We start from the raw sequence: 20,660 nt of genomic DNA on the forward strand, positions 1-20,660 counted from the left end.
AAAAAAGCGAACGATCGCTCTTTTTTACAAAACAAGAGCGTAAGGGGTGCGCGCACGCGCCGGATGGTCGATCAGGAAGCGCTTGAGCATCAGTTCGAGCATCTGTTCGGCGAGTACCGGGCGCGAGATGAAATAGCCCTGCACCTCGTTGCACTGCAGCGCGTGCAGCATGTCGAGCTGCTCGCGCGTTTCCACCCCTTCGGCCACCACGCTCATGCCCAGCGCGTGGGCCATCGAGACGATCGCCCGCACGAACACTTCGCCCTGCTCCGAACGGCCCAGTTCCATGGTGAAGGCGCGGTCGATCTTCAGGCCGTCCATGGCGAACTTCTGCAGCTGCGACAGCGAGGAGTAACCGGTGCCGAAGTCGTCGACCAGCAGGCGCACGCCCAGCGCGCGGATCGCCGCCAGTTGCTCCACCGCCCGGTTCTGTTCATCCATCATGGCCGACTCGGTGATCTCGACCTCGATCAGGCGCGCGTCGATGCCGTGGCGCGACAGCGCGGACGCCAGCACCTGGTGCACGTCGCCGCGGCCGAACTGGCGCGCCGAGACGTTGATCGATACCGGTACCAGCTCCAGGCCATAGGTCTTCCAGCGCGCCAGCTGCTGGCAGACTTTTTCGATCACCACTTCGCCCAGCTGCGAAATCAGGCCGCTGCTCTCGGCCACCGGAATGAATTCCAGCGGCGGCACCATGCCGTGCTGCGGATGCTGCCAGCGCACCAGCGCCTCCATGCTGCACAGCTGCCCGCTCATGGTGTCGACGCGCGGCTGGTAGACCACCAGGAATTCATCCTGCTCCAGCGCCGTCACCAGGCTTTGTTCCAGTTCGCGACGGTGGCGGATGGTTTCGAACAGGGCCGGCTGGAAAAAGCGGTGATGGCCCTTGCCGGCCGTCTTGACCGCATACATGGCGATATCGGCGTTCTTCATCAGCACGTCGGTCTCGGCGCCGTCGCGCGGATACATGCTGATGCCGATCGAGGCGCCCATCTTGTGGCGTTCCGGCCCCAGGTAAAACGGTTCGTCGAAGGCGGTCGCGATGCGCTGCGCCACCTGCTCGGCGCGGCTGTCGTCCTCGACCGGATCGAGCAGCACCACGAATTCGTCGCCGCCCAGGCGCACCACATGGTCTCCCGGACGCAGCACGGCGTTCAGGCGCAGCGAGGCAGCGCGCAGCACCTTGTCGCCTTCCGCATGGCCCTGGGTGTCGTTGATATCCTTGAAGCCGTCGAAATCGATGAACAACAGCGCCAGCATATGGCCCTCGCGCGCCGCCCTGTCCAGCGCATCGGGCAGGAATTGCTGCAACCAGTAGCGGTTGGGCAGGCCCGTCAGGCCGTCCTCGTTGGCCAGGCGCCGCAGGTCCTGCTCGTGCAGCTTGGCCGCGCTGATATCCTGCAAGGTGACGGCCAGGCGATCGCCGCTGCGCACCAGGCGCCGGCGTATCCAGCGCAGCTTGAACGGGTTGCCCTCGGCCAGTTCGATCTCTTCCTCCGAAAAGCCGGACACCATGGCGGCCCGGTAGTTGTGCATCAGGTCGCGGAAATATGGCTCGTGCGCGCGCGACTGCAGGCGCATGCCCAGCAGTTGCTCACGGCGCACGCCGAAAAAGTCGGCGCCCGGCTCGTTGCAGTCGACCAGCTCGAAATCGATGATCACGCCCTCGGCGTCGCGCAGCGCGGCGATAATGTAGAAGCCGTCGCTGGTGCCTTCGGTCGCCATGCGGTAGGCGTTGCGCACGCCTTCGGACTGGTGGTGGCGCCAGGCCAGGCGCAGCGACAGCCCGGTGGCGATGCAGGTAAACGCCAGCAGCAGCAGGCTGACGGCCGACGCGATACCGAGGTAGATCGTGCGCGTTTCCTGGTAGGGCTGCAGTACCTGCGTGTCGGCCAGCGCGACCACGGCGGTAAACGGATAGGCTTTCAGGGCTTGCCAGCCCACATAGCGGCTTTGCGCATCGGCAAACGCGGTGCGCCCGGGAGACTGCATGGCGCCGCTGTCGCCGTCGAGAAAACTGGTGTCGAGAAAGGCCGCGCCCTGTGGCGCGAGCACGGTGGCGCCCAGGCGCACGCTCAGCAGTTCGCCCTCCTCGCCCACCATGGCCGACATGCCCAGCTTGCCAAAATTGACGCTGTCATAGAACTCGGAAAAATACGCGGAATGGATGGAGATCAGCAGCACGCCGTCGAAATTGCCATCGGCGTCTTCCAGGCGCCGCGTGAAATGCACCAGGGAGCCGGCCTCGCCCTCGCCCATCTTGCCCAGCGCGATGCGCAAGGCGCTGGAATTGCTGCGCCAGTGACGCAGCAAAAAATCGCTGCGTTCGCTGGTACGCAAACGCCGCACCGGCGCCGTGGTCGTCACGGCATGCCCCTTGCGGTCAAAAATGGCGACAATCGCGAACTGCGGCACGGCGTACATGCCGCGCGTTTTCAGCTGCTCCAGGCGCAGCTTGCCGTCGGCATGCTCCCATTCATACTTGAGCTGCAAGGTCAGCTGGTCCATCTGCTCGACCGTGCGCAGCAGGTACTGGCTGTAGGCTTTTGAGAGCGAGGCCACATTGTCGAGCGCCTGCTGCTGCGCCACCTTCTTTTCCGCTTCCAGCTGCAGCATGGTGGCAGCCCACAGCACGGCGCACAGGGCCAGGCCCAGCAAGGGCCAGGCCAGGATCAGGCGCAGGTTGGCCTTCAGGAAGTCGGCCTTGCCCATTTGCACCATGGCGGTGTGATGGCGATTGAAATATTGTCGCAGGAACATGGTGCTGGGGTCTGCCGTTTCTATATTATTTCTTTATGGACATATAAGTTACCACAGAGTCATGCTTACCGCGCATTCAAGATAGTATTGCAGGCACGATGCCAAGCGAAACAGGCCGCTGCGTTACAATCACCATCCTTACCGTTGGAGCGTACCATGCAGCAATATCAAGATTTGATCAAGACCGTCCTCGACACTGGCAGTTGGCAAGACAACCGTACCGGCATCCGCACCCTGAGCGTGCCGGGCGCCATGATGCGTTTCGACCTGGCCGCCGGTTTTCCTGCCGTCACCACCAAGAAGCTGGCGTTCAAATCCGTGATCGGCGAATTGTGCGCCTTCCTGCGTGCTTCGCGCAATGCTGGCGAGTTCCGCGCGCTCGGTTGCAAGGTATGGGACCAGAACGCCAACGAAAACGCGCAGTGGCTGGCCAACCCCTACCGCGAAGGCGAGGACGACTTGGGTCCGGTGTACGGCGTGCAATGGCGCCAGTGGCCGGCCTACAAATTGCTGGATGCCAGCGCGCCAGCCCAGATCGCCGATGCCCAGGCCAACGGGTTTACGCTGGTCGCGCCCGTCAATGAGGATGGCGTACAGAAAGTGCTGTTGTACAAGGCGGTCGACCAGTTGCGCGAGTGCCTGGACACCATCATGCACAACCCGGGCAGCCGCCGCATCCTGTTCCACGGCTGGAACCCGGCCGTGCTCGACGCCGTCGCCCTGCCCGCCTGCCATTTGCTGTACCAGTTCATCCCGAACGCCAATACGCGTGAAATCTCGCTGTGCCTGTATGTGCGCAGCAACGACATCGGCCTGGGCACGCCCTTCAATATCGCCGAAGGCGCGGCCCTGCTGCACCTGGTGGCACGTTTGACGGGCTATACGCCGCGCTGGTTCACGTATTTTATCGGCGACGCCCATATCTATGAAAACCACCTCGACATGGTTCAGGAGCAATTGAAACGCGCGCCATTCGCCGCGCCGCGCTTCGTCATTTCCGACCGCGTGCCCGACTATGCCAAAACCGGCCAGTACGAGCCGGAGTGGCTGGAAAAAATCGAACCGTCCGATTTTTCGCTGGAAGGCTATGAACACCACGCGCCGATCAAGGCGGCGATGGCCGTCTGAGTGCGGTAGCTGGCACAAGGCGCGGGGCAGCTCCTGTTATTGCACCGCGCTTTGCAACGCGCTCGATTTCCTTGCGCCGGCCTTTAACAGTTCATTAATGATCGCTTGATTCTTGTTGTCGATGGCTTCGTCCAGGGCGGTCGTATGCCCGTTTTCATCGATGTAATCGGGATCGACGTTTTGGGCAAGCAGAAACCTGACGTGCTCAAGCTTGCCGAAACGGGCCGAATACCAGAGCATATATTCCGGCTTGCTTGCCTTGAAGTCGGCGCCATGGCGTACCAGCAGATCAAAGGTTTTCCTGGTGCTCGGGTTGTTGATATCCTTGAACGCATTGGAAAACTTTTCAATCGAAAAAAACGCATGTCCGGACTGCTTCAGGGAAAATTGAAAAGGTTCTCCCCTGGCAAACAGCCATTCCAGCACCTTCAGGCGTTGTTCCGGTGACAGTGCCTCGCTGTAAACAGGGGCGAACACCACGTCAGTCCATTCTTTTTCGTGACCAGCCTCTGCGACAGGAAAACCTCTTGTTTCCAATTGTTCCAGCAGATCGACTCTGCCTGCCTTGGCCAGGTCTGCCATCAGCTCACGCGCATAAGCCCATGTTTTTTCCCTGTCAGGGATCTGATCGAAATAGCCGAAAAACTCGGCAGGCGTGCCTGAGCTGATCGCCTTGAAAGTTTTGGTGGTCGCACTGGCGTTGTATCGATAATCGGATAGCTGCTTTTTGCTGATTGATCTTATTTCAGGCGAGAACAATAAAAGCGCACTTGCAAGCAGAATGCCCAATGCGATCCTGGTGCCGCTCTTGTTATTTCCATACAGAAAAATCGCCAGTATAAAAGTATGGACATGCAATATGCAGGCGATGATGAATATAAAAAAGGCAATTAAGGCATCGCCATTGGGCCCGTTTCCATCACTGGCCATGGGAAACGTCTTGCGCATCAAAAACAGATAGATGACAGACAGCAAACAGCATAAAAACACGCTGATCTTGAAATATGATTTCATTATTTACCGGGCCTGACATCATGGAAACAGGCAACATATTACAATAAAAATATTATTTCACCTGCCCCGCATACCCTACAATTTCTGCTGGCTGACGTCCGGGGCAGGAGCCATTTAAGCGAAATCAGCAGACAAAATAATCAGGAGTACGATGGCGATCACACCACTGGCAGCACTGCACCGCAAATTGTTCGACGAGACCGATGGCAGCAAGTTTGCCACGCTCAAGGACAGACTGATAAGAAAGCACGGCGAGACCGACCGATTGGCCGTACTCGACATCCTGAGCGCCTATGCGCGCGACGGCCAGCTGCTGCACTGGCGCAGCTCGCTGGTGAACTCCATGGTGCAGCTGATGCAGCCACAAGAGCTGCAGGAATTTTTCAGCTGGGCCGTGACCATGCCGGAGCTGGCCTACTGGGGCATCGACGGCTTGCTGAAAAGCAGGGGAAAAGACGCTTACGACACCGTGGTGGCGCTGGCCATGTCGGACTCCCAGCCACAACAAGTCAGGGCCAAGGCCGTGAAAAGCCTGGCTGTAGTGAGCCGCCAGCCATTTGATGCCGGCCTGTCGCAGGACCCCGGCCACTGGAAGCCGGAGAGTCTGAGGCTAGCTGATGTGCTGGCCTGGCAGCGCGCCGGCTACCCGGATGGCGCGGGCTTTGCACCGCCGGCCACGCACGCGTCGCTGGACGATCCCCGCACGCCACTGGAAAAAGCCGCCGCCAAACTGGAAAAGAAACTGGCGGCCGAGCGCAAGAAGGACCAGGACCTGGCGCGTCCGTCCAACTGGCTGGTGATCGCCAGCGAGGCCGACCTGGCCGCCATCGACGAACGCTGGACCTTGCCGGAACAATACCGGCGCTTCCTGGCCCGCTATTCGCCGCTGCGCGTGTATATCGACAGCAAGCGCTACTTCCAGGGCCTGAATCTGTATGGCGCGGCCGAGCTGATCAAAAAGCAGCACGGCTACGCATACAATCCCGTCGACCAGGAGATTATCGCCGGCTGGCCCGTCCACTACGTGGTGATTGCCGATGCGGGCGCCGATCCGTATTGCCTGGATCTGTCCGCCATTGCCGACGGCGATGCGCCGATTTACACTGCCGAGCACGGCGCCGGCGCATGGCGTTTTGAGCGCCATGCGGACAGCTTTGTCGACTTCCTCAAGGAAATCGCCAAAGCTGGTTAGCCCGGCTCGCCCCCCGGTCCTCCCGGCCCAGGGCCACCTGGCCCTCCCGGGCCGCGTCCACCCGGCGGGCCGAAGCGCGGCTCGCGCTCGCCCTCTTTCGCCGCCGAAGTGGCGCCGCCTATCCGGTACGACAGCCCGACATAGATCATGCGGCCATCGAAGCGGCGCGTGCTCGTCTCGCGCAGCGAGGCGCTGTTGATGACGGTTTCCATCTTGTTGGTGCTGAGCACGTCCGTCACATTCATCACCAGGTTCAGCTGCGGCGTGAGCACATGGCGCCAGCTCATGTTGAGCGTGTTGTTCGGTGAGCGGTAGCCCTGGCCCGACAAGGTCTTGCCCTGCATCTGCAAGGCCAGCTGCACCTGGTTGGCGGGATTGAGCTGGTAGTTCAGGCGCGCCCGGCCGCTCAGGGAATTGGCGGTGCGCGTGCTGCGGTTGCCCAGGTCGTCCTGCGAGGTCTGCTGGCTGCGCGCCAGGTTGCCGCTGGTATTGAGGGTCAGCGACGGCGTCAGCTTGCCCGACAGGCTGAATTCCAGGCCGCTCGAATGGCTGCCGGCGCCGTTTTCACGCGTGGTCAACAGCACATTGTCGCTGATGAAATAGCGGTAGTCGACGATGGCGTCCTTGTCGCGGCGGTGATAGCCGCGCAGGCTGCTTTCCAGGCCGAACAACTTCGTTTCATAGCCGACTTCGAAGGAATCGGTCTGCGTCGGTTTCAGTTGCGGGTTGCCGGACGACACATTGAATTCGTCGCGGTACACCACATAGGGGTTCAGGTCGCCCGCATTGGGCCGGCGGATGCGGCGCGCATAGCTGAAGCGCAAGTTGCTTTCATCATTGACCTTGTAGGTGGCGAACAGGCTGGGAATATAGTTCACATAGCTGTTGCCGGCCTCGATGCCACCCGTGATCTGGCGGATGTCGAGGTCGGTGTATTCGGCGCGCAGGCCGGCCAGCGCGCCCCAGCGCTCGGACAGGCGCATCTGGTAGGAACCATACAGCGCGATGGTGCGCTCGTCGAGCTCGTAACGGTTGCTGCGCAGAGCGTTGACGGTTTCACCGAGCGTCACCGGATTGATGTCGGTGTAGAGCGTGTCGAAACTGCTCTTGTTGTCGGCCACCTTGTAGCCCAGCTTGGCCGTGCCGCCGGCCAGCGGCCGCTCGTAGTCGCCGCTGAAGTCGACGATGCGGTTGCCCGTGTCGCTGTGCTGGCGCGCACGGGTGTCAAAGGCGTTGCCCGTGGCGATTACGTAGACGTTGGCGTAGTCGCTGTTGTTGTCATTATCGGACGAGGACACGCGCAGGTCGATCTTCAGCGTTTCGCCCGGCAGTTCCCCCTTGTGATCGTAGCGCGCGCCCCAGCTGTAGTTGCGGCTGTCGCCATTGCGCAAGGTGCTGCGTACATAGTCGCCGATGGTGTTGCCGCTGCTGTCGCCGTTGATATAGCGGTCGGTCGAGCGCGCATCGTTGCTGCGGCCGTTATACGACACGCTGGCGGCCAGAGTGTCGTTGGCGTCCAGGTTATAGTTGACGGTGCCGTTTACGCCCAGGGAATCGTTCAGGCCATTGCTGACGGAGCTCTGGCTGCTGGGAGCGAACGCGCCGGTCTGGCGGTCGAGCCGCTCGCGGCTGGTCTCGCCTGTGGAATTGCGCCCGTCATGGCGGAAATTGATGCCGCCCTGGAAGCCCCACGGGCCTTCGTTGTAGGTGCCCGAGGTGGACGTGTTGTAGCGCCCGGCAATGCCGGCGTTGGCGTTGACGGTGGCAAAGCCGCCCGGTTTGCGGTTGCGCCGCATCACCAGGTTCAGGATCGGGCCGCCACCGGCTTCGTTGCCGAATTGCGCGCCCGGATTGTTGATCACTTCCACCGATTCGATATCGTCGGCCGCCATCGCGTTCAGGGTCGCGCCGCGCGAATCGCCCTGCAGCATGGCCGACGGCTTGCCGTCGATCAGTATCTGCACATTGCTGCTGCCGCGCAACGACACCGTGCCATCGGGATCGACCGCCACCGACGGCACGTTGTTCAGCGCATCGGCCGCCGTGCCATTGGTGCTGCCGACATCGGACTTGACGTCGTAGACCTGGCGGTCGATGCGGCCGGTGGGGCGTTCGGCCGTGACGCTGACGGAGGGCGTGGTGTCGGCGGCAGCTTCCTTGGCGACCGGAACGGTTTTCGCGGGTGACGCGTTGGTGACGACGGCGTCGGCCGCAGGCGATTGGGTCTGCGCCTGGACGGCAGTATTGGCGTACAAGAGGCTGCCGCCGGCGATACAGCAGAAAACTATTTTTTGCATGGACTTTATGGAGGTGATGGCGGCGATGGCGCCGCGGGCGGCTGTCATGCCAGGATGAATCAATGGCACGATTTTAGGGGGCCAGCCAAATGAGAACAATTGGTATTTACTCAGTTTAACGTTTAAAACAGTGTTGTGGTAATCCTGCCTCATTTGCTGATCGCGGACCGGCAAACGCTGGCCGCATGAACCGGCCGAAAGGTCGGAATTGAAAGACATGCTGGCAATTGAAATTATTTGGACTATACTCACATCTGACTAATCAAACTAATCGAAGCAATCGAACCAGCAGAGAGCCATATCATGATGGATATTGAAGTTGAAGCAACAATAGACAATGTCGTTTCCTTTGCCGGACAGCCGTCCGAAGTCAGCGAGCAACTGCAGGGCCTGAAAAATGGACGTGTAGTAGCCATTGCAATAGAGGATATTTCTCAGCGCGAAAATGATGCCCTGGAAAACATGCTGCTGGGCGCCGCCAGGCTGTTCAAGCAAACCACGTCCGAGCAACTGGCCGAACAGATGTCCTTGCTTGCCAGGGCCTTCGCGCCGAAAGAGCCGCCGACGCCGGTCATGCTGAAAGAAGCGGAAATGATGGCGCGTGCGCAAAAAGCCGTGTTTGCCGCTTCCGATTGGCTGACCGCAGCGCAGGTCGCTACCCTGGCCGGTTTCAGCGACTCGAACCTGAGCGCCCAGCCCAGCAAATGGCGGCGCGAAAGCAACATCTTCACGGTGCGCCTGGATGGCACCGAGTATTTCCCGGGCTATGGACTCGACCGCGATCACGGCTATCGCCCCTTGAAATCGCTGAAAAAGATCGTTGACCTGTTCAAGGGGCACAAGGAAGGCTGGGGGCTGGCGTACTGGTTTGCCTCCAACAACAGCTTCTTGGGCGGCAAGCGTCCGCTGGAACTGTTGAAAACCGCGCCGGAGCAAGTCTTTGCCGCAGCGCAGGATGAACTGGAAGGCATTGTGCATGCCTGATATCGCAAAAACATTCTTGCACCTGACAATATATAAGTTGCCAGCAGGGACGTTTTTGCACCGCATACATCAGAGCTGTTACGGTGGCACGGAGTTTAATCCTGGCACCAAGGGCAACGCCCGTTTCTCTCCCATCGCCACCCCTGACGGCATAGCTATCCCAACCATGTATGCGGGAGAAACCTTTGATTGCGCCGCGATGGAGTCCATCTTCCACGACGTGCCCTTCGCACCAGGATTCAAAAGTCTGGCAAAAAGCAAGCTCAAGGATCAGGCATATTCCGAGATCAACACCACGCCGAACTGATGCTGGTCGATCTGCGCACCACCGCACTGCGCAAACTCGGCATCGAGCGCAAGCATCTGATCGACACGGAAAAAGACCAGTATCCATCGACGCGCGAGGTGGCTGTCGCCATCCATAGCCAGCGGCCCGATGCGCAAGGGCTGCTGTGGACCTCGCGCCAGGATGACAGCGCCAAGTCAGTGGTACTGTTCGGCAACCGGATCGCGCCCGGCACCTTGCAGCAAACGATAGAACCAAGGGACCTGGTCAATGACACGACTGTTTATGAGAATGTCTTGACCCTGGCCGAGCGCATCGGTGTCGAAATCGTTCCCGGCATCTAAGAGCCTATCCCAGTAGATGAATACGCCCCCTGCTGGCGCCCCTCAGAAGCGGGGACTGCGTTGCTCGTCGTTGCATGGCTCGCCATGCGGCCTCCTCGCGCCTTGTCCGCGCTCCTGATGAGCTGCAAGCAGAAGACGCTCACTACTGGGATAGGCTCTAAGCCTGCAAACAGCTTACGCCAGCAGCCCATGCTGCCGCGCCAGCTTCAGCCAGCCCGGATACTCGGTCATCAAGAGGTCATACAGCTCGCCGTCGCTGTGCTCGTCGGGCGAGCTGACGGAAAAGTAGTTGGCGTTGTCGACCAGGCGGCCCTGCAGTTCATCGAGCTTTTCCAGGAAGGGGAAATCGGAATCGGCAAAGGCGGCGAGGAATTTGCTTTTCGATTTGCGGCCCTTGCCAATGCCCATGAACTGCCAGAAGATCGGCTCGTTGCTGGACCAGCGCAATTGCTTTTCCGTTGTCGCCTGGTCGCTGGTGCCGCCGTCGGTCACGAACATGACATAGACGGGCAGCTCGGCGCGCAGGGGACGGCTGCGCTCGCCGCCGCGCGCGTCGGGGAAGTAAAAGGCGCGGATCGCTTCCATCGCCCGGCCATAGCGCGTGTCGCCTTCCAGCGGATGATGGTCGATGGCGCGGCTGACATAGGTGGTGCAGTTGCGCAGGTCCATCGGATCGGGCTGGTGGACGTTCTTGCCGAACAGGAAAACGTCGATCTCGCCATCGTCATCGAACTTGCAGCCCAGCGCCAGGATGCGCTCGGCGAACTGCTGCACCAGGCCATCGCGGTACAAACGGCCCATGGAACCGGAAATATCGAGGCATAAACACACCTTGGCGCGGTGGTCAAGCAGCCCCACTTTTTGCAGCGAGACGCCGGCCTGCTTGACCAGGTTGACCAGCTGCGGCGCTTCGCGCTCGACACGCTTTTCCAGGTTGATCTTGGCTTGCGCCACGGCGGAGGCGGCGGCGGGCGCGGCAGAGGGAGCGGCGGGCGCCGATTGGTCGACCTCGCCACCGAAATGGCGCACCAGCGCATCGAGGCCGCCATTGAAACCCTGGCCCACGGCCATGAAGCGCCACTGGCCATCCTTGCGGTACAGCTCGCCCAGCATGACGGCTTTTTCCTGCGCAAAGTCTTTGCCCGCAAACGCAAAGCGGGCAAATTCGCGGCCGGCGGCCAGCAGGCGCAGATAACCCGCTTGCATCTGCGACATCACGCCGCCGCCATCGATGCTGGCCGTCAGCACGAGCCGATCTATACTCGCGGGCAGGCGCGCCAGCTGGAAGGCAAACGCGGCGCCATCGCCTTGCGTGCCGCTTTTCGCTTCCACCGCGCCGCACGGCGTGCGCGGCTGGTTGAAAAAGGTCATGTAGCGGTCGTCCGACAGCTTGCCGGCCGCGTCGAGGCCAAAGCAGGCAAAGTCGAGCGTCAAGCCTTGGGCGGAGGCACCGATTTCCAGCACGCCATCCGGCGCCGATTGCGCCAGCGGCAAGCGCTGGCCCTTGGACAAAGCTTCCATTCCATTCTCCTTCACACGATATAGCGGCGCGGATTGTCCGCATTGAAATCATCCTCGTCTTCCTTGTCCTCGCCCTTGAAGACGACGGGACCGTCAAACGCCAGTTGCAAGGACTCGCCCTGCCAGCGCAGCCATGGCGTCGCTTCGCTGTCCGGCTCGGAGGTCTTGCCCGACGGTTCCAGCACGATGCTGTCGGAGGATACCCGCGCGAGACCGATCACATAGGTGTAGACATCGTCGTCGCCGGCGCCCGAGTCGCGGAAGTCAAACGCACATTCGACCACCTGCCCGCCATACTCCATCACCATTTTCGGGCGCATCGAGGCGACCGACACGGCGCCATTGGCCAGCGCCGAGTAGACGCTGAACACCAGGCCCACCGTGCCGCCATAGAACTGCGCCAGGGCGGGATTGACTTCGACCGTTTCCGTGGCCGGCTCACGGCCGGTGGCATTGGTCACGTCGCCCAGGTGGCGCACATAGGGCATGGCATCGAAACTGCCCGACTTTTCCGGTGCCTGGATGCAGCGCATGCGCCCGTCCGGCAACAGTATGCCCACCCGCAGATCGAGGTCGTCGTTATCGTCGTCGCCATCGCCGTTATCGACCCAGGTGGCCTTGACGATCAGTTTTTTCGGCGCGCCGGCGCCCTTGACCAGCGACAATTTATGCGTCTGGCCCGCCTTGGTCAGTGAAATCTTCGACAGCGAGATCCTGGGCGCCACCGGTTCGGCCGCGGCCTGCGCCACCTCGCCGCCGAAGTGCGCCACCAGCGCATCGAGTCCGCCGTTGAAACCCTGGCCCACGGCCATGAAACGCCATTGGCCGTCCTTGCGATAGAGCTCGCCCAGCATGACGGCTCTCTCGTTGGCAAAATCCTTGCCGGCATAGGCAAAGCGCGCCAGCTCGCGCGCCCCATCGAACAGGCGCAGATGGCCGCTGCCCAGTTGCGACAGGGTGGCGGCGCCATCGATGGCGGCCGTGATCACCAGGCGGTCGATGGAGGCCGGCAAGCGGTCCAGCTGGAAATGGAAACCGGCGGGGTCGCCGGCCGGCGCCCGCACGTCCACCGCGCCGCACGGCGTGCGCGGCTGGTTGAAGAAAGTCATGTAGCGGTCATCGGATAATTTGCCGGCGGCATCAAGGCCGAAACAGGCGTAATCGAGCGCCACGCCCTCGCCGGCGATACCGAGTTGCAAAACATTGCCCGTGACAAGACCGGCCAGTGCCAAGCGCTGCCCTTTGATCAGAGTTTCCATGCGGAATTGAGCTTTGATTATTTGAAAAGAGGGAGCGCCGGACAACGGCTCAGGGCAAGGCGCGCTGCCGAAGACAGTACGAATGTACGGCGAGGCAGCAGCAACGCTGCCATGGGCCGTTTTCCGGTGCTCTTAAGCGTTGATGCCGAAAGACACGGCCAGAGGGCCCAGGCCGCCTTTGAAGCCCTGGCCGATGGCCTTGAACTTCCATTCGCTGCCGGCCCGGTAAATTTCACCGAAGATCATCGCCGCTTCCGTCGAACCGTCTTCCGACAGATCGTAGCGGGCGATTTCCTGGCCGTTGTCGCCGTTCAGGCAGCGGATATAGGCCTTGCTGACCATGCCGAAGTTCTGCTTGCGGTTTTCCGCGTCGTGAATGGTGACGGCCACGGCGATCTTGTCGATCTCGGCAGGCACATTGGCCAGGTCGATGGCGATTTTTTCATCGTCGCCGTCGCCGCCGCCGGTGGTATTGTCGCCCGCGTGGACGATGGAACCATCGGCAGACTTCAGGTTATTGTAGAAAATGAAGTCGGCATCGGAACGGGCCTTGCCGTCCGTTTTCAACAGGAAGGCGCTGCCGTCCAGGTCGAAGGCGGCGCCGTCGGTGGCGCGCGGGTCCCAGCCCAGGCCGACCACGATTTTTTTCAGGCCCGGAGCTTCCTTGCTCAGGTTGACATTGCCGCCTTTTTGCAAACTGATCGCCATGATATTTCCTCTATTAAATAACTGAGTGGATAAGAAAAATGCCAATTCGGTAAGAGCCGTCAGCCTACCACAAAGTAAATCCGTGCCAGACGCGCACTATTGAAAATAATGCCATGAAGCAAAAAATAGCGGGTATAGCCCTGCGCCCGGCGCCCAAATGCTCGATAATGCCCGTCCAGCCAGCCTGCAATCGTTTCCGATGACATCAACGCTTCCCCTCCAGCTAGACCTGCTTCCCGGCACCCTGTGCGACGCACGCCTGTGGACCAGCCTGGAGCAGGCCCTTGGCGACGGCTATCTATATAAGCACCTGCCCTTGCACCGGTCGCGCACGCGTGCGGACATGCGCGAGCTGATCGCCACGCACAGCGCGCCGCGGTCGCACCTGGTCGGCTTTTCGCTGGGCGCCTATCTGGCGCTGGAACATGCGGTCCACCATCCCGAACGGATCGCTTCGCTGACCCTGATCGCCAATTCGGCCAGGGGCTTGCCGCCGGACGAGATCGCCACCCGCAAGCGCGTGATCGCCATGCTGGAGCGTAACAGTTACGCCGGCATCACGCGCCAGCGCCTGCGCGAGCTGCTGCACCCGGCCCACCTGGACAATGCCGCCATCACGGACCTGATACGCGCCATGGCGCTGGACCTGGGCAAGGAGGTGCTGCTGGCCCAGTTCGCCCAGACCTTCGACCGCCCCGACCTGATGGACCGCCTGTCCGGCCTGCCCTTCCCGGTGCTGATCGTCGGCTCGGCTGGCGACCAGCTGGTGGCCAGCGGCGACCTGGCGGCGATGGCAGAGCGATTGCCGCGCGCCACCCTGCATCTGCTGGCGGAACCCAGCGGCCATATGATCCCGCTGGAAGCGCCCGCCGAACTGGCGCGCGCCATGCAGGACTTCCTGAATGTATTGCCATCTGGAGTACAAGGCCAATATCAACGATAATGGCGACTTTCGGGCATATCCCATTAATGAACTGATTCAATGAGCACACTGACCATTATCGTCGCCACCGACCAGCAAGGCGGCATCGGCCTCAACAACACCTTGCCATGGAAACTGCCGGAAGACCTGGCGCATTTCAAGAGCGTAACCACCGGCCACCCCATCATCATGGGCCGTAAGACCTTCGATTCGATCGGCCGGCCGCTGCCGAACCGTCGCAATATTGTTATTACACACAATACTCAGTGGAAACGCGAAGGTGTGGAAACGGCCGCATCGGTCGAAGCGGCACTGGCAATGCTCGACGGCGCTGACGGCTACGTGATAGGCGGCGCACAAATCTACAAGCAGTCACTGGCAATGGCCGATCGCCTGATTATCACGGAAATTGATGGCACTTACGATTGCGACGCCGTCTTCCCTACCATCGACCGCACACAGTGGAACGAGACGGCGCGTCAAGATCATGTATCGGTAGCGTCTGGTTTGAAATATGCTTTTGTGACCTTGCAGCGCAAGGCTTGAAACGCTGATTTTTCAACGTCATACGCTCGTCACACCATTCAGGCATGCTGGCGCGCGCTGTGCGTAATTTCGTTATGATATTTTTTTCCCGCAGACGCCGCATTTCTGCGAGAATCCCGTTCTTATTTTTTTTCTGCGATTGCCTGGCCACATATTTACCCGGCTGTCGCGCCCTAGTCCGCCCCTCCACACAAGTTTAGGGGCGGCTTGCTTTTTTGGAGACATGCATGAAATTTCGTTTCCCCATCGTCATTATTGACGAGGATTTCCGTTCTGAAAATACGTCCGGCCTGGGCATTCGCGCCCTTGCCGCCGCAATGGAAAAAGAAGGCATGGAAGTGCTGGGCGTGACCAGCTACGGCGATCTGTCGCAATTTGCCCAGCAACAATCGCGCGCGTCGGCCTTCGTGCTGTCGATCGACGATGAAGAATTCGGCGCCGGCTCGATCGAGGAAACCGACCACGCGTTGAAGTCCCTGCGCGCCTTTGTCGAAGAAATCCGCCACAAGAACGCCGACATCCCGATCTACCTGTACGGCGAAACGCGCACTTCGCGCCATATCCCGAACGATATCCTGCGCGAACTGCACGGCTTTATCCATATGTTCGAGGATACGCCGGAATTCGTCGCGCGCCATATCATCCGCGAAGCGAAAAGCTACCTCGACGGCCTGTCGCCGCCGTTCTTCCGCGCGTTGGTGCACTACGCCAATGACGGTTCCTACTCGTGGCACTGCCCCGGCCACTCGGGCGGCGTGGCTTTCCTGAAGTCGCCGATCGGCCAGATGTTCCACCAGTTCTTCGGTGAAAACATGCTGCGCGCCGACGTCTGCAACGCCGTCGAAGAACTGGGCCAACTGCTCGACCATACCGGTCCCGTTGCCGCCTCCGAGCGCAATGCGGCGCGCATCTTCAATGCCGACCATTGCTATTTCGTCACCAACGGTACCTCGACCTCGAACAAGATGGTGTGGCACTCGACGGTGGCGCCTGGCGATATCGTGGTAGTTGACCGCAATTGCCACAAATCGATTCTGCACTCGATCATCATGTGCGGCGCGATCCCCGTGTTCCTGATGCCAACCCGCAATCACCTGGGCATTATCGGCCCGATCCCGCTGGCTGAATTCACGCCGGAAAGCATTGCCCGCAAGATCGAGGCGAACCCGTTCGCGCGCGAAGCGAAGAACAAGAAGCCGCGCATCCTGACCATCACGCAATCGACCTACGACGGCGTGATCTACAACGTCGAGACCTTGCGCGAAATGCTGGACGGCAAGATCGACACCCTGCACTTCGACGAAGCATGGCTGCCCCACGCCACCTTCCACGATTTCTACAAGAACATGCACGCGATCGGCAAGGACCGTCCGCGCGCCAAGGAATCGATGATCTTCTCGACCCAGTCGACGCACAAATTGCTGGCCGGCCTGTCGCAGGCCTCGCAAATCCTGGTGCGCGAATCGGAACAGGTCAAGCTGGACCAGGACGCCTTCAACGAGGCCTACCTGATGCACACCTCGACCTCGCCGCAGTATTCCATCATCGCCTCGTGCGACGTGGCCGCGGCCATGATGGAAGCGCCGGGCGGCACCGCGCTGGTGGAAGAATCGATCATGGAAGCGCTCGATTTCCGCCGCGCCATGAAAAAGATCGACCAGGAGTGGGGCCAGGACTGGTGGTTCCAGGTCTGGGGACCGGACAGCTTCAACGACGAAGGCATGGGCCAGCAGGAAGACTGGATGATACGCGCCGAGGACGACTGGCACGGCTTCGGCGACCTGGCCCCCGGCTTCAACATGCTCGACCCGATCAAGGCGACCATCGTCAACCCGGGCCTGTCGCTGGACGGCCAGTTCGGCGAGACCGGCATTCCGGCCTCGATCGTCACCAAATACCTGGCCGAGCACGGCGTGATCATTGAAAAATGCGGCCTGTACTCGTTCTTTATCATGTTTACCATCGGCATTACCAAAGGCCGCTGGAACACCCTGCTGACGGCCTTGCAGCAGTTCAAGGACGACTACGACAAGAACCAGCCGATGTGGCGCATCCTGCCGGAATTTGCGGCGGCCAACCCACGCTATGAAAAAATGGGCCTGCGCGACCTGTGCCAGCAGATCCACGATTTCTACAAGGCGTACGACGTGGCCCGCCTGACGACGGAAATGTATCTGTCGGACATGATCCCGGCCATGAAGCCATCGGACGCGTTCGCCAAGATGGCGCACCGCGAAATCGAGCGCGTCGCCATCGACGAGCTGGAAGGACGCATCACGTCGATCCTGCTGACGCCGTATCCACCGGGCATTCCGCTCCTGATCCCGGGCGAGCGCTTCAACAAGACCATCGTCGACTACCTGCGCTTCGCACGCGACTTCAACGAGCGCTTCCCCGGCTTCGAGACCGATGTGCACGGCCTGGTGAAACGCGAAGTCGACGGCAAGCGCGGCTACTTTGTGGACTGTGTGCGCCAGGACGATTAAGTTTTCCCGAGCATGATTCGAACGCCGCCTGGCTTACCTCAGGCGGCGTTTTTCATGGCTATGTCACCGTCAAATGTGGGAACGTGCCCAAAGTGGCCCTGAGCAAGCTTTCGGGAGACAATATTCTTTTGGCGTCGAGTATCCAGCGCCAACCCAGGTAGTTGGGCAAGTAGCGCGTCGCGACACCATGAAAGACGCGCAGCCATTCCCGCAGCCGGCTGTGATACGCGTTGACGTTCTGCACGTGGACAGTGCCATGTACGCGTATTCCGGCCCGCAAGTTCACGGCGGCATGCAGGATGCCCACTTCTCTCGCAAACACCGGATAGGCCGGATGGCCATCGCTCACCAACAAGATGTCGCGATCGATCACAGGTGGCAGGCAGGCGTGCAGCCTGGCCTTGGTCAGCTGGCCCAGGCCAGTGACGAAATCAACGGTTTGCCCGGTGCGGTCACGTGCCACCAGGATGCACACTTGCTCATCCGAAATGCCGCGCTGGCGGGCAGCACCGCCTCGCTTGCGTGCCGGCCGTGTCATGTGCCGGGACCCTTTTTGCGACTCCAGTACATACATCTCGTCGGCCTCGGTAATGCCGTGCAGGCAGCGTGGCCGGTCGGTCTTGGCCAGCGCCAGGAAGCGATGGCGCCAGCGAAAGCTGGTATTGCGATGGACATTGACTTGGGCGGCGGCCTTGCGCACCGAAAACGAGTTGAGCAAACAGTCGGCATAGGCCAGCCATCGTTCCTTGTGGTGCAGATGGGCCAGCGGCGTGCCCGTCAAGGCGTTGAAAGTTTTGCCACAAGGAACACAGCGATAGCGTTGCAAACCATGCGCCTGGCCATGCCGGTGGAAACGTGTCGCGCCACACGCGGGGCAATGCAGCTGCGCCTGCGCTGCTTGTTCGATCAGGACGACGGCCGCATCCTGCGGCGCGCTGCTATGCAACAAGTTACTGCAGACAATACGTTGGCGATGCGACAGGTGCGGAATTTGTCTGGCGAATGCCTGCCACTGGGCGGTATCCATCATCGGCTCCTGGAAGGAAAGACCTGATCAGTCAGACCGCAGCAACTGCAGAGCGTTCCCACCGCTTTCGGTGACATAGCTTTTTTGGTTCGCCAGGTTTCACGCTTGCGCCAGATCAAACGCCCTGCTATCCCCTCTCCTAAGATGATCGCCTCACCGGCTATCTGGTTGTGGGACAGGCATGGCGCTCAAGGTCTGGCTGGAAGTACTGCAACAGGCGGCGGCCACTTCGGCTGCCCTCCTGAGTGCGGCCTTGCAGCAGGCCCAGCTGTCGATAAGCCGGCCCGCCGATGGCATTCCCGGCATCGTGCTGTTCTGCCAGCCGGACACGGCGCTGCTGCAGGCGCTGGCCGCGCTATGCCGCCAGGCGCAGGTGCTGGCCATTGCCGCCAACGGCGCGCCGCTCGACTGCATGCAGCAGCGCGCGGTGATGGCGGCCGGCGCGCGCGATGTGCTGGTGTGGCCGCCGAACGCCATCGATGCGGGCCAGGTGCTCGCGCGCCTGCAGCGCTGGCAGGCGGTGGCGCAGCTGCTGGCCTCGGACGCCGTGCGCGGCACCCTGGTCGGCGATAGCCAGGCCTGGCGCGCCCTGCTGCGCGAGGCGGTGGAAATGGCCGTTTTCAGCCAGGCCTCCGTGCTGATCACGGGCGAGACCGGGACCGGCAAGGACTTGCTGGCGCAACTGATCCACCGCCTGTCCGCCTGCCGCGGCGAGCTGACCGTGCTCGACTGCACCACCTTGTCGCCGGAACTGGCCGGCAGCGAACTGTTCGGCCATGAACGGGGCGCCTACACGGGCGCGGCCGGCGCGCGCGACGGCGCGTTTGCGCTGGCCGATGGCGGCGTGCTGTTCCTCGATGAAATCGGCGAGCTGCCGCTGGCCATGCAGGCGCAATTGCTGCGCGCCATCCAGGAACGCAAGTACAAGCGCATCGGCGGCAGCAGCTGGCAGCCGACCCAGTTCCGCCTGGTATGCGCCACCAACCGCGCGCTGGAAGACGAAGTGGCGCGCGGCGCCTTCCGGGCCGACCTGTATTACCGCATCGCCGGCTGGTGCTGCCGCACGCCGCCCTTGCGCGAACGCTGCGACGATATCCTGCCGCTGGCCATGCATTTCCTGAGGGAACTGGCGCGCGCGCCGCCGCCCGCGCTGGATGCGGCCGTGCGCGACTATCTGCTGCTGCGCGACTATCCGGGCAATGTGCGCGAGCTGCGCCAGACCGTCACGCGCATCTGGCAGCGCCATTGCGGCCCCGGCCCGATCACCATCGGCGCGCTGCCGCCCGAGGAATGCCAGCTCGCGCCGGCGTGGCCCGACCTGCAATTCGAGGCCGGCGTCAAGCGCGCCCTCGGCCTGGGACTCAAGCTGCCCCATATCACGCGCTGCGCCACCGAAGTGGCGGTGCGCCTGGTGCTCGACGAAGAACATGGCAACAACCAGCGCGCCGCCGCCCGCCTGGGCGTGACCGACCGCGCCCTGCAACTGCGCCGCAAGGCGGCGGCTTGCGCGGCCAAGGCCAGCCCGCCCTGACTCAGGCTGGCGGCCCTGCGCCGGTCAGCACGATGCGGTTGCCGCGCCGCTGCCAGCGCCCGCTGTCGCCGTCGATGCCGGCGCCGCCTGCCCGCTGCGGCGGCGCCAGGCGAAAATGCGGCAACTGCTGCCGCAGCGCGTCCGCCAGGGCGCTCTCCACCGCACGCGCGCTGCCGTCCGAGTCCCCGGCCAGCCGCGCCGCCTGGCCCGCCACGCGCACGAAACGGCGCGCCACCTCGAGTTCATCCTCGCCGGACAGCGCGCCGCCAAATTCCAGTTCCAGCGCATTGCTGGCGGCACGGCCCAGGGCCGAACCGAGCGCCGTGCCCACGCCGGGAATCGGGATCATCGAGCCGAGCGCGCCGCCGACGAACGGCAAGGCCGTCTTCGCCACCGCCTTCAAGGCGCCGCCGAGTGGCTTGGCGATCTTCTTGACGCCCTTCCAGACGCTTTTGAAGACCTTGCCCAGGAACTGGTCCAGTTCCTCTTCACTGGCCACTTCCAGCAACTCCATGGCCAGTTCCAGTTCTTCCTGTTCGCCGAACAAGGCCGGCTGCGCGCCGAACTCCAGCACTTCAAAGCCGGCGCCTGCGCCGGCGCGTTGCCGGCATTGCCTGCAGCCGCATTGCAGTTGATGCATGACGACCTCCGT

Annotated in this window: 17 protein-coding genes; 9 read left to right on the forward strand and 8 right to left on the reverse strand. The window is 61.7% G+C overall.

What is annotated here, in order from left to right; translation table 11 throughout:
- Positions 1-24 precede the first annotated feature (24 nt).
- Positions 25-2,763 carry a bifunctional diguanylate cyclase/phosphodiesterase gene (locus ACP7B7_RS17485; RefSeq protein WP_426077469.1) on the reverse strand — a complete coding sequence of 913 codons (2,739 nt, stop codon included), beginning with the start codon at positions 2,761-2,763 and terminating at the stop codon, positions 25-27.
- Between the two features lie 156 nt (positions 2,764-2,919).
- On the opposite strand from ACP7B7_RS17485, the gene ACP7B7_RS17490 reads away from it, so the two are divergent.
- A complete protein-coding gene (locus tag ACP7B7_RS17490) occupies positions 2,920-3,891 on the forward strand; it encodes a thymidylate synthase (RefSeq protein WP_426077470.1) in 972 nt (323 codons plus the stop codon).
- Between the two features lie 36 nt (positions 3,892-3,927).
- On the opposite strand, the gene ACP7B7_RS17495 is transcribed toward ACP7B7_RS17490, so the two are convergent.
- Positions 3,928-4,905 (reverse strand): ankyrin repeat domain-containing protein, encoded by a 978-nt coding sequence (locus ACP7B7_RS17495; protein WP_426077471.1) that lies wholly within the window; start codon positions 4,903-4,905, stop codon positions 3,928-3,930.
- Between the two features lie 151 nt (positions 4,906-5,056).
- Between ACP7B7_RS17495 and ACP7B7_RS17500 the strand changes: the two genes are divergently transcribed.
- Positions 5,057-6,097 (forward strand): SMI1/KNR4 family protein, encoded by a 1,041-nt coding sequence (locus tag ACP7B7_RS17500; protein WP_426077472.1) that lies wholly within the window; start codon positions 5,057-5,059, stop codon positions 6,095-6,097.
- On the opposite strand, the gene ACP7B7_RS17505 is transcribed toward ACP7B7_RS17500, so the two are convergent.
- Positions 6,094-8,442, reverse strand: coding sequence for a TonB-dependent receptor domain-containing protein (locus tag ACP7B7_RS17505; protein WP_426077473.1), 2,349 nt, complete (start codon positions 8,440-8,442; stop codon positions 6,094-6,096). The two genes, ACP7B7_RS17500 and ACP7B7_RS17505, sit on opposite strands and share 4 nt — an antisense overlap.
- Before the next feature lie 255 nt (positions 8,443-8,697).
- On the opposite strand from ACP7B7_RS17505, the gene ACP7B7_RS17510 reads away from it, so the two are divergent.
- Genes ACP7B7_RS17510 through ACP7B7_RS17520 form a run of 3 tightly spaced genes read left to right on the forward strand, consistent with a single transcriptional unit; the run spans position 8,698 to position 10,008 of the window.
- Positions 8,698-9,378: a hypothetical protein gene (locus tag ACP7B7_RS17510; RefSeq protein ID WP_426077474.1), complete on the forward strand. Its 681-nt coding sequence runs from the start codon at positions 8,698-8,700 to the stop codon at positions 9,376-9,378.
- Entirely contained in the window at positions 9,371-9,685 is a 315-nt protein-coding gene (locus tag ACP7B7_RS17515; protein WP_426077475.1) for an RES family NAD+ phosphorylase, read from the forward strand. The genes ACP7B7_RS17510 and ACP7B7_RS17515 overlap by 8 nt, the downstream gene beginning before the upstream one ends.
- On the forward strand, positions 9,685-10,008 hold the full coding sequence (locus tag ACP7B7_RS17520; protein WP_426077476.1) for an RES family NAD+ phosphorylase: 324 nt from the start codon (positions 9,685-9,687) through the stop codon (positions 10,006-10,008). The genes ACP7B7_RS17515 and ACP7B7_RS17520 overlap by 1 nt, the downstream gene beginning before the upstream one ends.
- Before the next feature lie 174 nt (positions 10,009-10,182).
- Here ACP7B7_RS17520 and ACP7B7_RS17525 read toward each other — a convergent pair whose 3' ends face one another.
- From ACP7B7_RS17525 to ACP7B7_RS17535, 3 genes are all read right to left on the reverse strand, one after another.
- Complete coding sequence (locus tag ACP7B7_RS17525) at positions 10,183-11,529, reverse strand: VWA domain-containing protein (protein WP_426077477.1); 1,347 nt, start codon at positions 11,527-11,529, stop codon at positions 10,183-10,185.
- Between the two features lie 11 nt (positions 11,530-11,540).
- The gene (locus tag ACP7B7_RS17530) at positions 11,541-12,788 is read right to left on the reverse strand and encodes a TerD family protein (RefSeq protein ID WP_426077478.1); all 1,248 of its coding nucleotides are present in this window, start codon (positions 12,786-12,788) and stop codon (positions 11,541-11,543) included.
- Positions 12,789-12,920: 132 nt separating this feature from the next.
- Positions 12,921-13,496 carry a TerD family protein gene (locus ACP7B7_RS17535; RefSeq protein WP_426077479.1) on the reverse strand — a complete coding sequence of 192 codons (576 nt, stop codon included), beginning with the start codon at positions 13,494-13,496 and terminating at the stop codon, positions 12,921-12,923.
- A 157-nt stretch (positions 13,497-13,653) separates the two neighbouring features.
- On the opposite strand from ACP7B7_RS17535, the gene ACP7B7_RS17540 reads away from it, so the two are divergent.
- The 3 genes from ACP7B7_RS17540 to ACP7B7_RS17550 all read left to right on the forward strand — a co-directional run bounded on the left by ACP7B7_RS17540 (position 13,654) and on the right by ACP7B7_RS17550 (position 17,450).
- Positions 13,654-14,439: an alpha/beta fold hydrolase gene (locus tag ACP7B7_RS17540; protein ID WP_426077480.1), complete on the forward strand. Its 786-nt coding sequence runs from the start codon at positions 13,654-13,656 to the stop codon at positions 14,437-14,439.
- A 39-nt stretch (positions 14,440-14,478) separates the two neighbouring features.
- Positions 14,479-14,964, forward strand: a complete 486-nt coding sequence (locus ACP7B7_RS17545; RefSeq protein ID WP_426077481.1) for a dihydrofolate reductase — start codon at positions 14,479-14,481, stop codon at positions 14,962-14,964.
- A 227-nt stretch (positions 14,965-15,191) separates the two neighbouring features.
- On the forward strand, positions 15,192-17,450 hold the full coding sequence (locus ACP7B7_RS17550; protein ID WP_426077482.1) for an Orn/Lys/Arg decarboxylase N-terminal domain-containing protein: 2,259 nt from the start codon (positions 15,192-15,194) through the stop codon (positions 17,448-17,450).
- A 58-nt stretch (positions 17,451-17,508) separates the two neighbouring features.
- Here ACP7B7_RS17550 and ACP7B7_RS17555 read toward each other — a convergent pair whose 3' ends face one another.
- The gene (locus tag ACP7B7_RS17555; protein ID WP_308925778.1) at positions 17,509-18,477 is read right to left on the reverse strand and encodes an IS1595 family transposase; all 969 of its coding nucleotides are present in this window, start codon (positions 18,475-18,477) and stop codon (positions 17,509-17,511) included.
- 181 nt (positions 18,478-18,658) lie between these two features.
- Between ACP7B7_RS17555 and ACP7B7_RS17560 the strand changes: the two genes are divergently transcribed.
- Positions 18,659-20,008 (forward strand): sigma 54-interacting transcriptional regulator, encoded by a 1,350-nt coding sequence (locus tag ACP7B7_RS17560; RefSeq protein ID WP_426077483.1) that lies wholly within the window; start codon positions 18,659-18,661, stop codon positions 20,006-20,008.
- A 1-nt stretch (position 20,009) separates the two neighbouring features.
- On the opposite strand, the gene ACP7B7_RS17565 is transcribed toward ACP7B7_RS17560, so the two are convergent.
- On the reverse strand, positions 20,010-20,648 hold the full coding sequence (locus ACP7B7_RS17565; protein ID WP_426077484.1) for a hypothetical protein: 639 nt from the start codon (positions 20,646-20,648) through the stop codon (positions 20,010-20,012).
- Positions 20,649-20,660: the final 12 nt, after the last annotated feature.

The sequence above is a fragment of the Janthinobacterium sp. PSPC3-1 genome (assembly GCF_049896105.1).
Lineage (GTDB): Bacteria > Pseudomonadota > Gammaproteobacteria > Burkholderiales > Burkholderiaceae_D > Janthinobacterium.

Bases quoted from the DNA above. Each gene is read 5' to 3' on its own strand.
- ACP7B7_RS17485 (WP_426077469.1), bottom strand. From the start codon at position 2,763: ATGTTCCTGCGACAATATTTCAATCGCCATCACACCGCCATGGTGCAA.
- ACP7B7_RS17490 (WP_426077470.1), top strand. From the start codon at position 2,920: ATGCAGCAATATCAAGATTTGATCAAGACCGTCCTCGACACTGGCAGT.
- ACP7B7_RS17495 (WP_426077471.1), bottom strand. From the start codon at position 4,905: ATGAAATCATATTTCAAGATCAGCGTGTTTTTATGCTGTTTGCTGTCT.
- ACP7B7_RS17500 (WP_426077472.1), top strand. From the start codon at position 5,057: ATGGCGATCACACCACTGGCAGCACTGCACCGCAAATTGTTCGACGAG.
- ACP7B7_RS17505 (WP_426077473.1), bottom strand. From the start codon at position 8,442: ATGACAGCCGCCCGCGGCGCCATCGCCGCCATCACCTCCATAAAGTCC.
- ACP7B7_RS17510 (WP_426077474.1), top strand. From the start codon at position 8,698: ATGATGGATATTGAAGTTGAAGCAACAATAGACAATGTCGTTTCCTTT.
- ACP7B7_RS17515 (WP_426077475.1), top strand. From the start codon at position 9,371: ATGCCTGATATCGCAAAAACATTCTTGCACCTGACAATATATAAGTTG.
- ACP7B7_RS17520 (WP_426077476.1), top strand. From the start codon at position 9,685: ATGCTGGTCGATCTGCGCACCACCGCACTGCGCAAACTCGGCATCGAG.
- ACP7B7_RS17525 (WP_426077477.1), bottom strand. From the start codon at position 11,529: ATGGAAGCTTTGTCCAAGGGCCAGCGCTTGCCGCTGGCGCAATCGGCG.
- ACP7B7_RS17530 (WP_426077478.1), bottom strand. From the start codon at position 12,788: ATGGAAACTCTGATCAAAGGGCAGCGCTTGGCACTGGCCGGTCTTGTC.
- ACP7B7_RS17535 (WP_426077479.1), bottom strand. From the start codon at position 13,496: ATGGCGATCAGTTTGCAAAAAGGCGGCAATGTCAACCTGAGCAAGGAA.
- ACP7B7_RS17540 (WP_426077480.1), top strand. From the start codon at position 13,654: ATGCTCGATAATGCCCGTCCAGCCAGCCTGCAATCGTTTCCGATGACA.
- ACP7B7_RS17545 (WP_426077481.1), top strand. From the start codon at position 14,479: ATGAGCACACTGACCATTATCGTCGCCACCGACCAGCAAGGCGGCATC.
- ACP7B7_RS17550 (WP_426077482.1), top strand. From the start codon at position 15,192: ATGAAATTTCGTTTCCCCATCGTCATTATTGACGAGGATTTCCGTTCT.
- ACP7B7_RS17555 (WP_308925778.1), bottom strand. From the start codon at position 18,477: ATGGATACCGCCCAGTGGCAGGCATTCGCCAGACAAATTCCGCACCTG.
- ACP7B7_RS17560 (WP_426077483.1), top strand. From the start codon at position 18,659: ATGGCGCTCAAGGTCTGGCTGGAAGTACTGCAACAGGCGGCGGCCACT.
- ACP7B7_RS17565 (WP_426077484.1), bottom strand. From the start codon at position 20,648: ATGCATCAACTGCAATGCGGCTGCAGGCAATGCCGGCAACGCGCCGGC.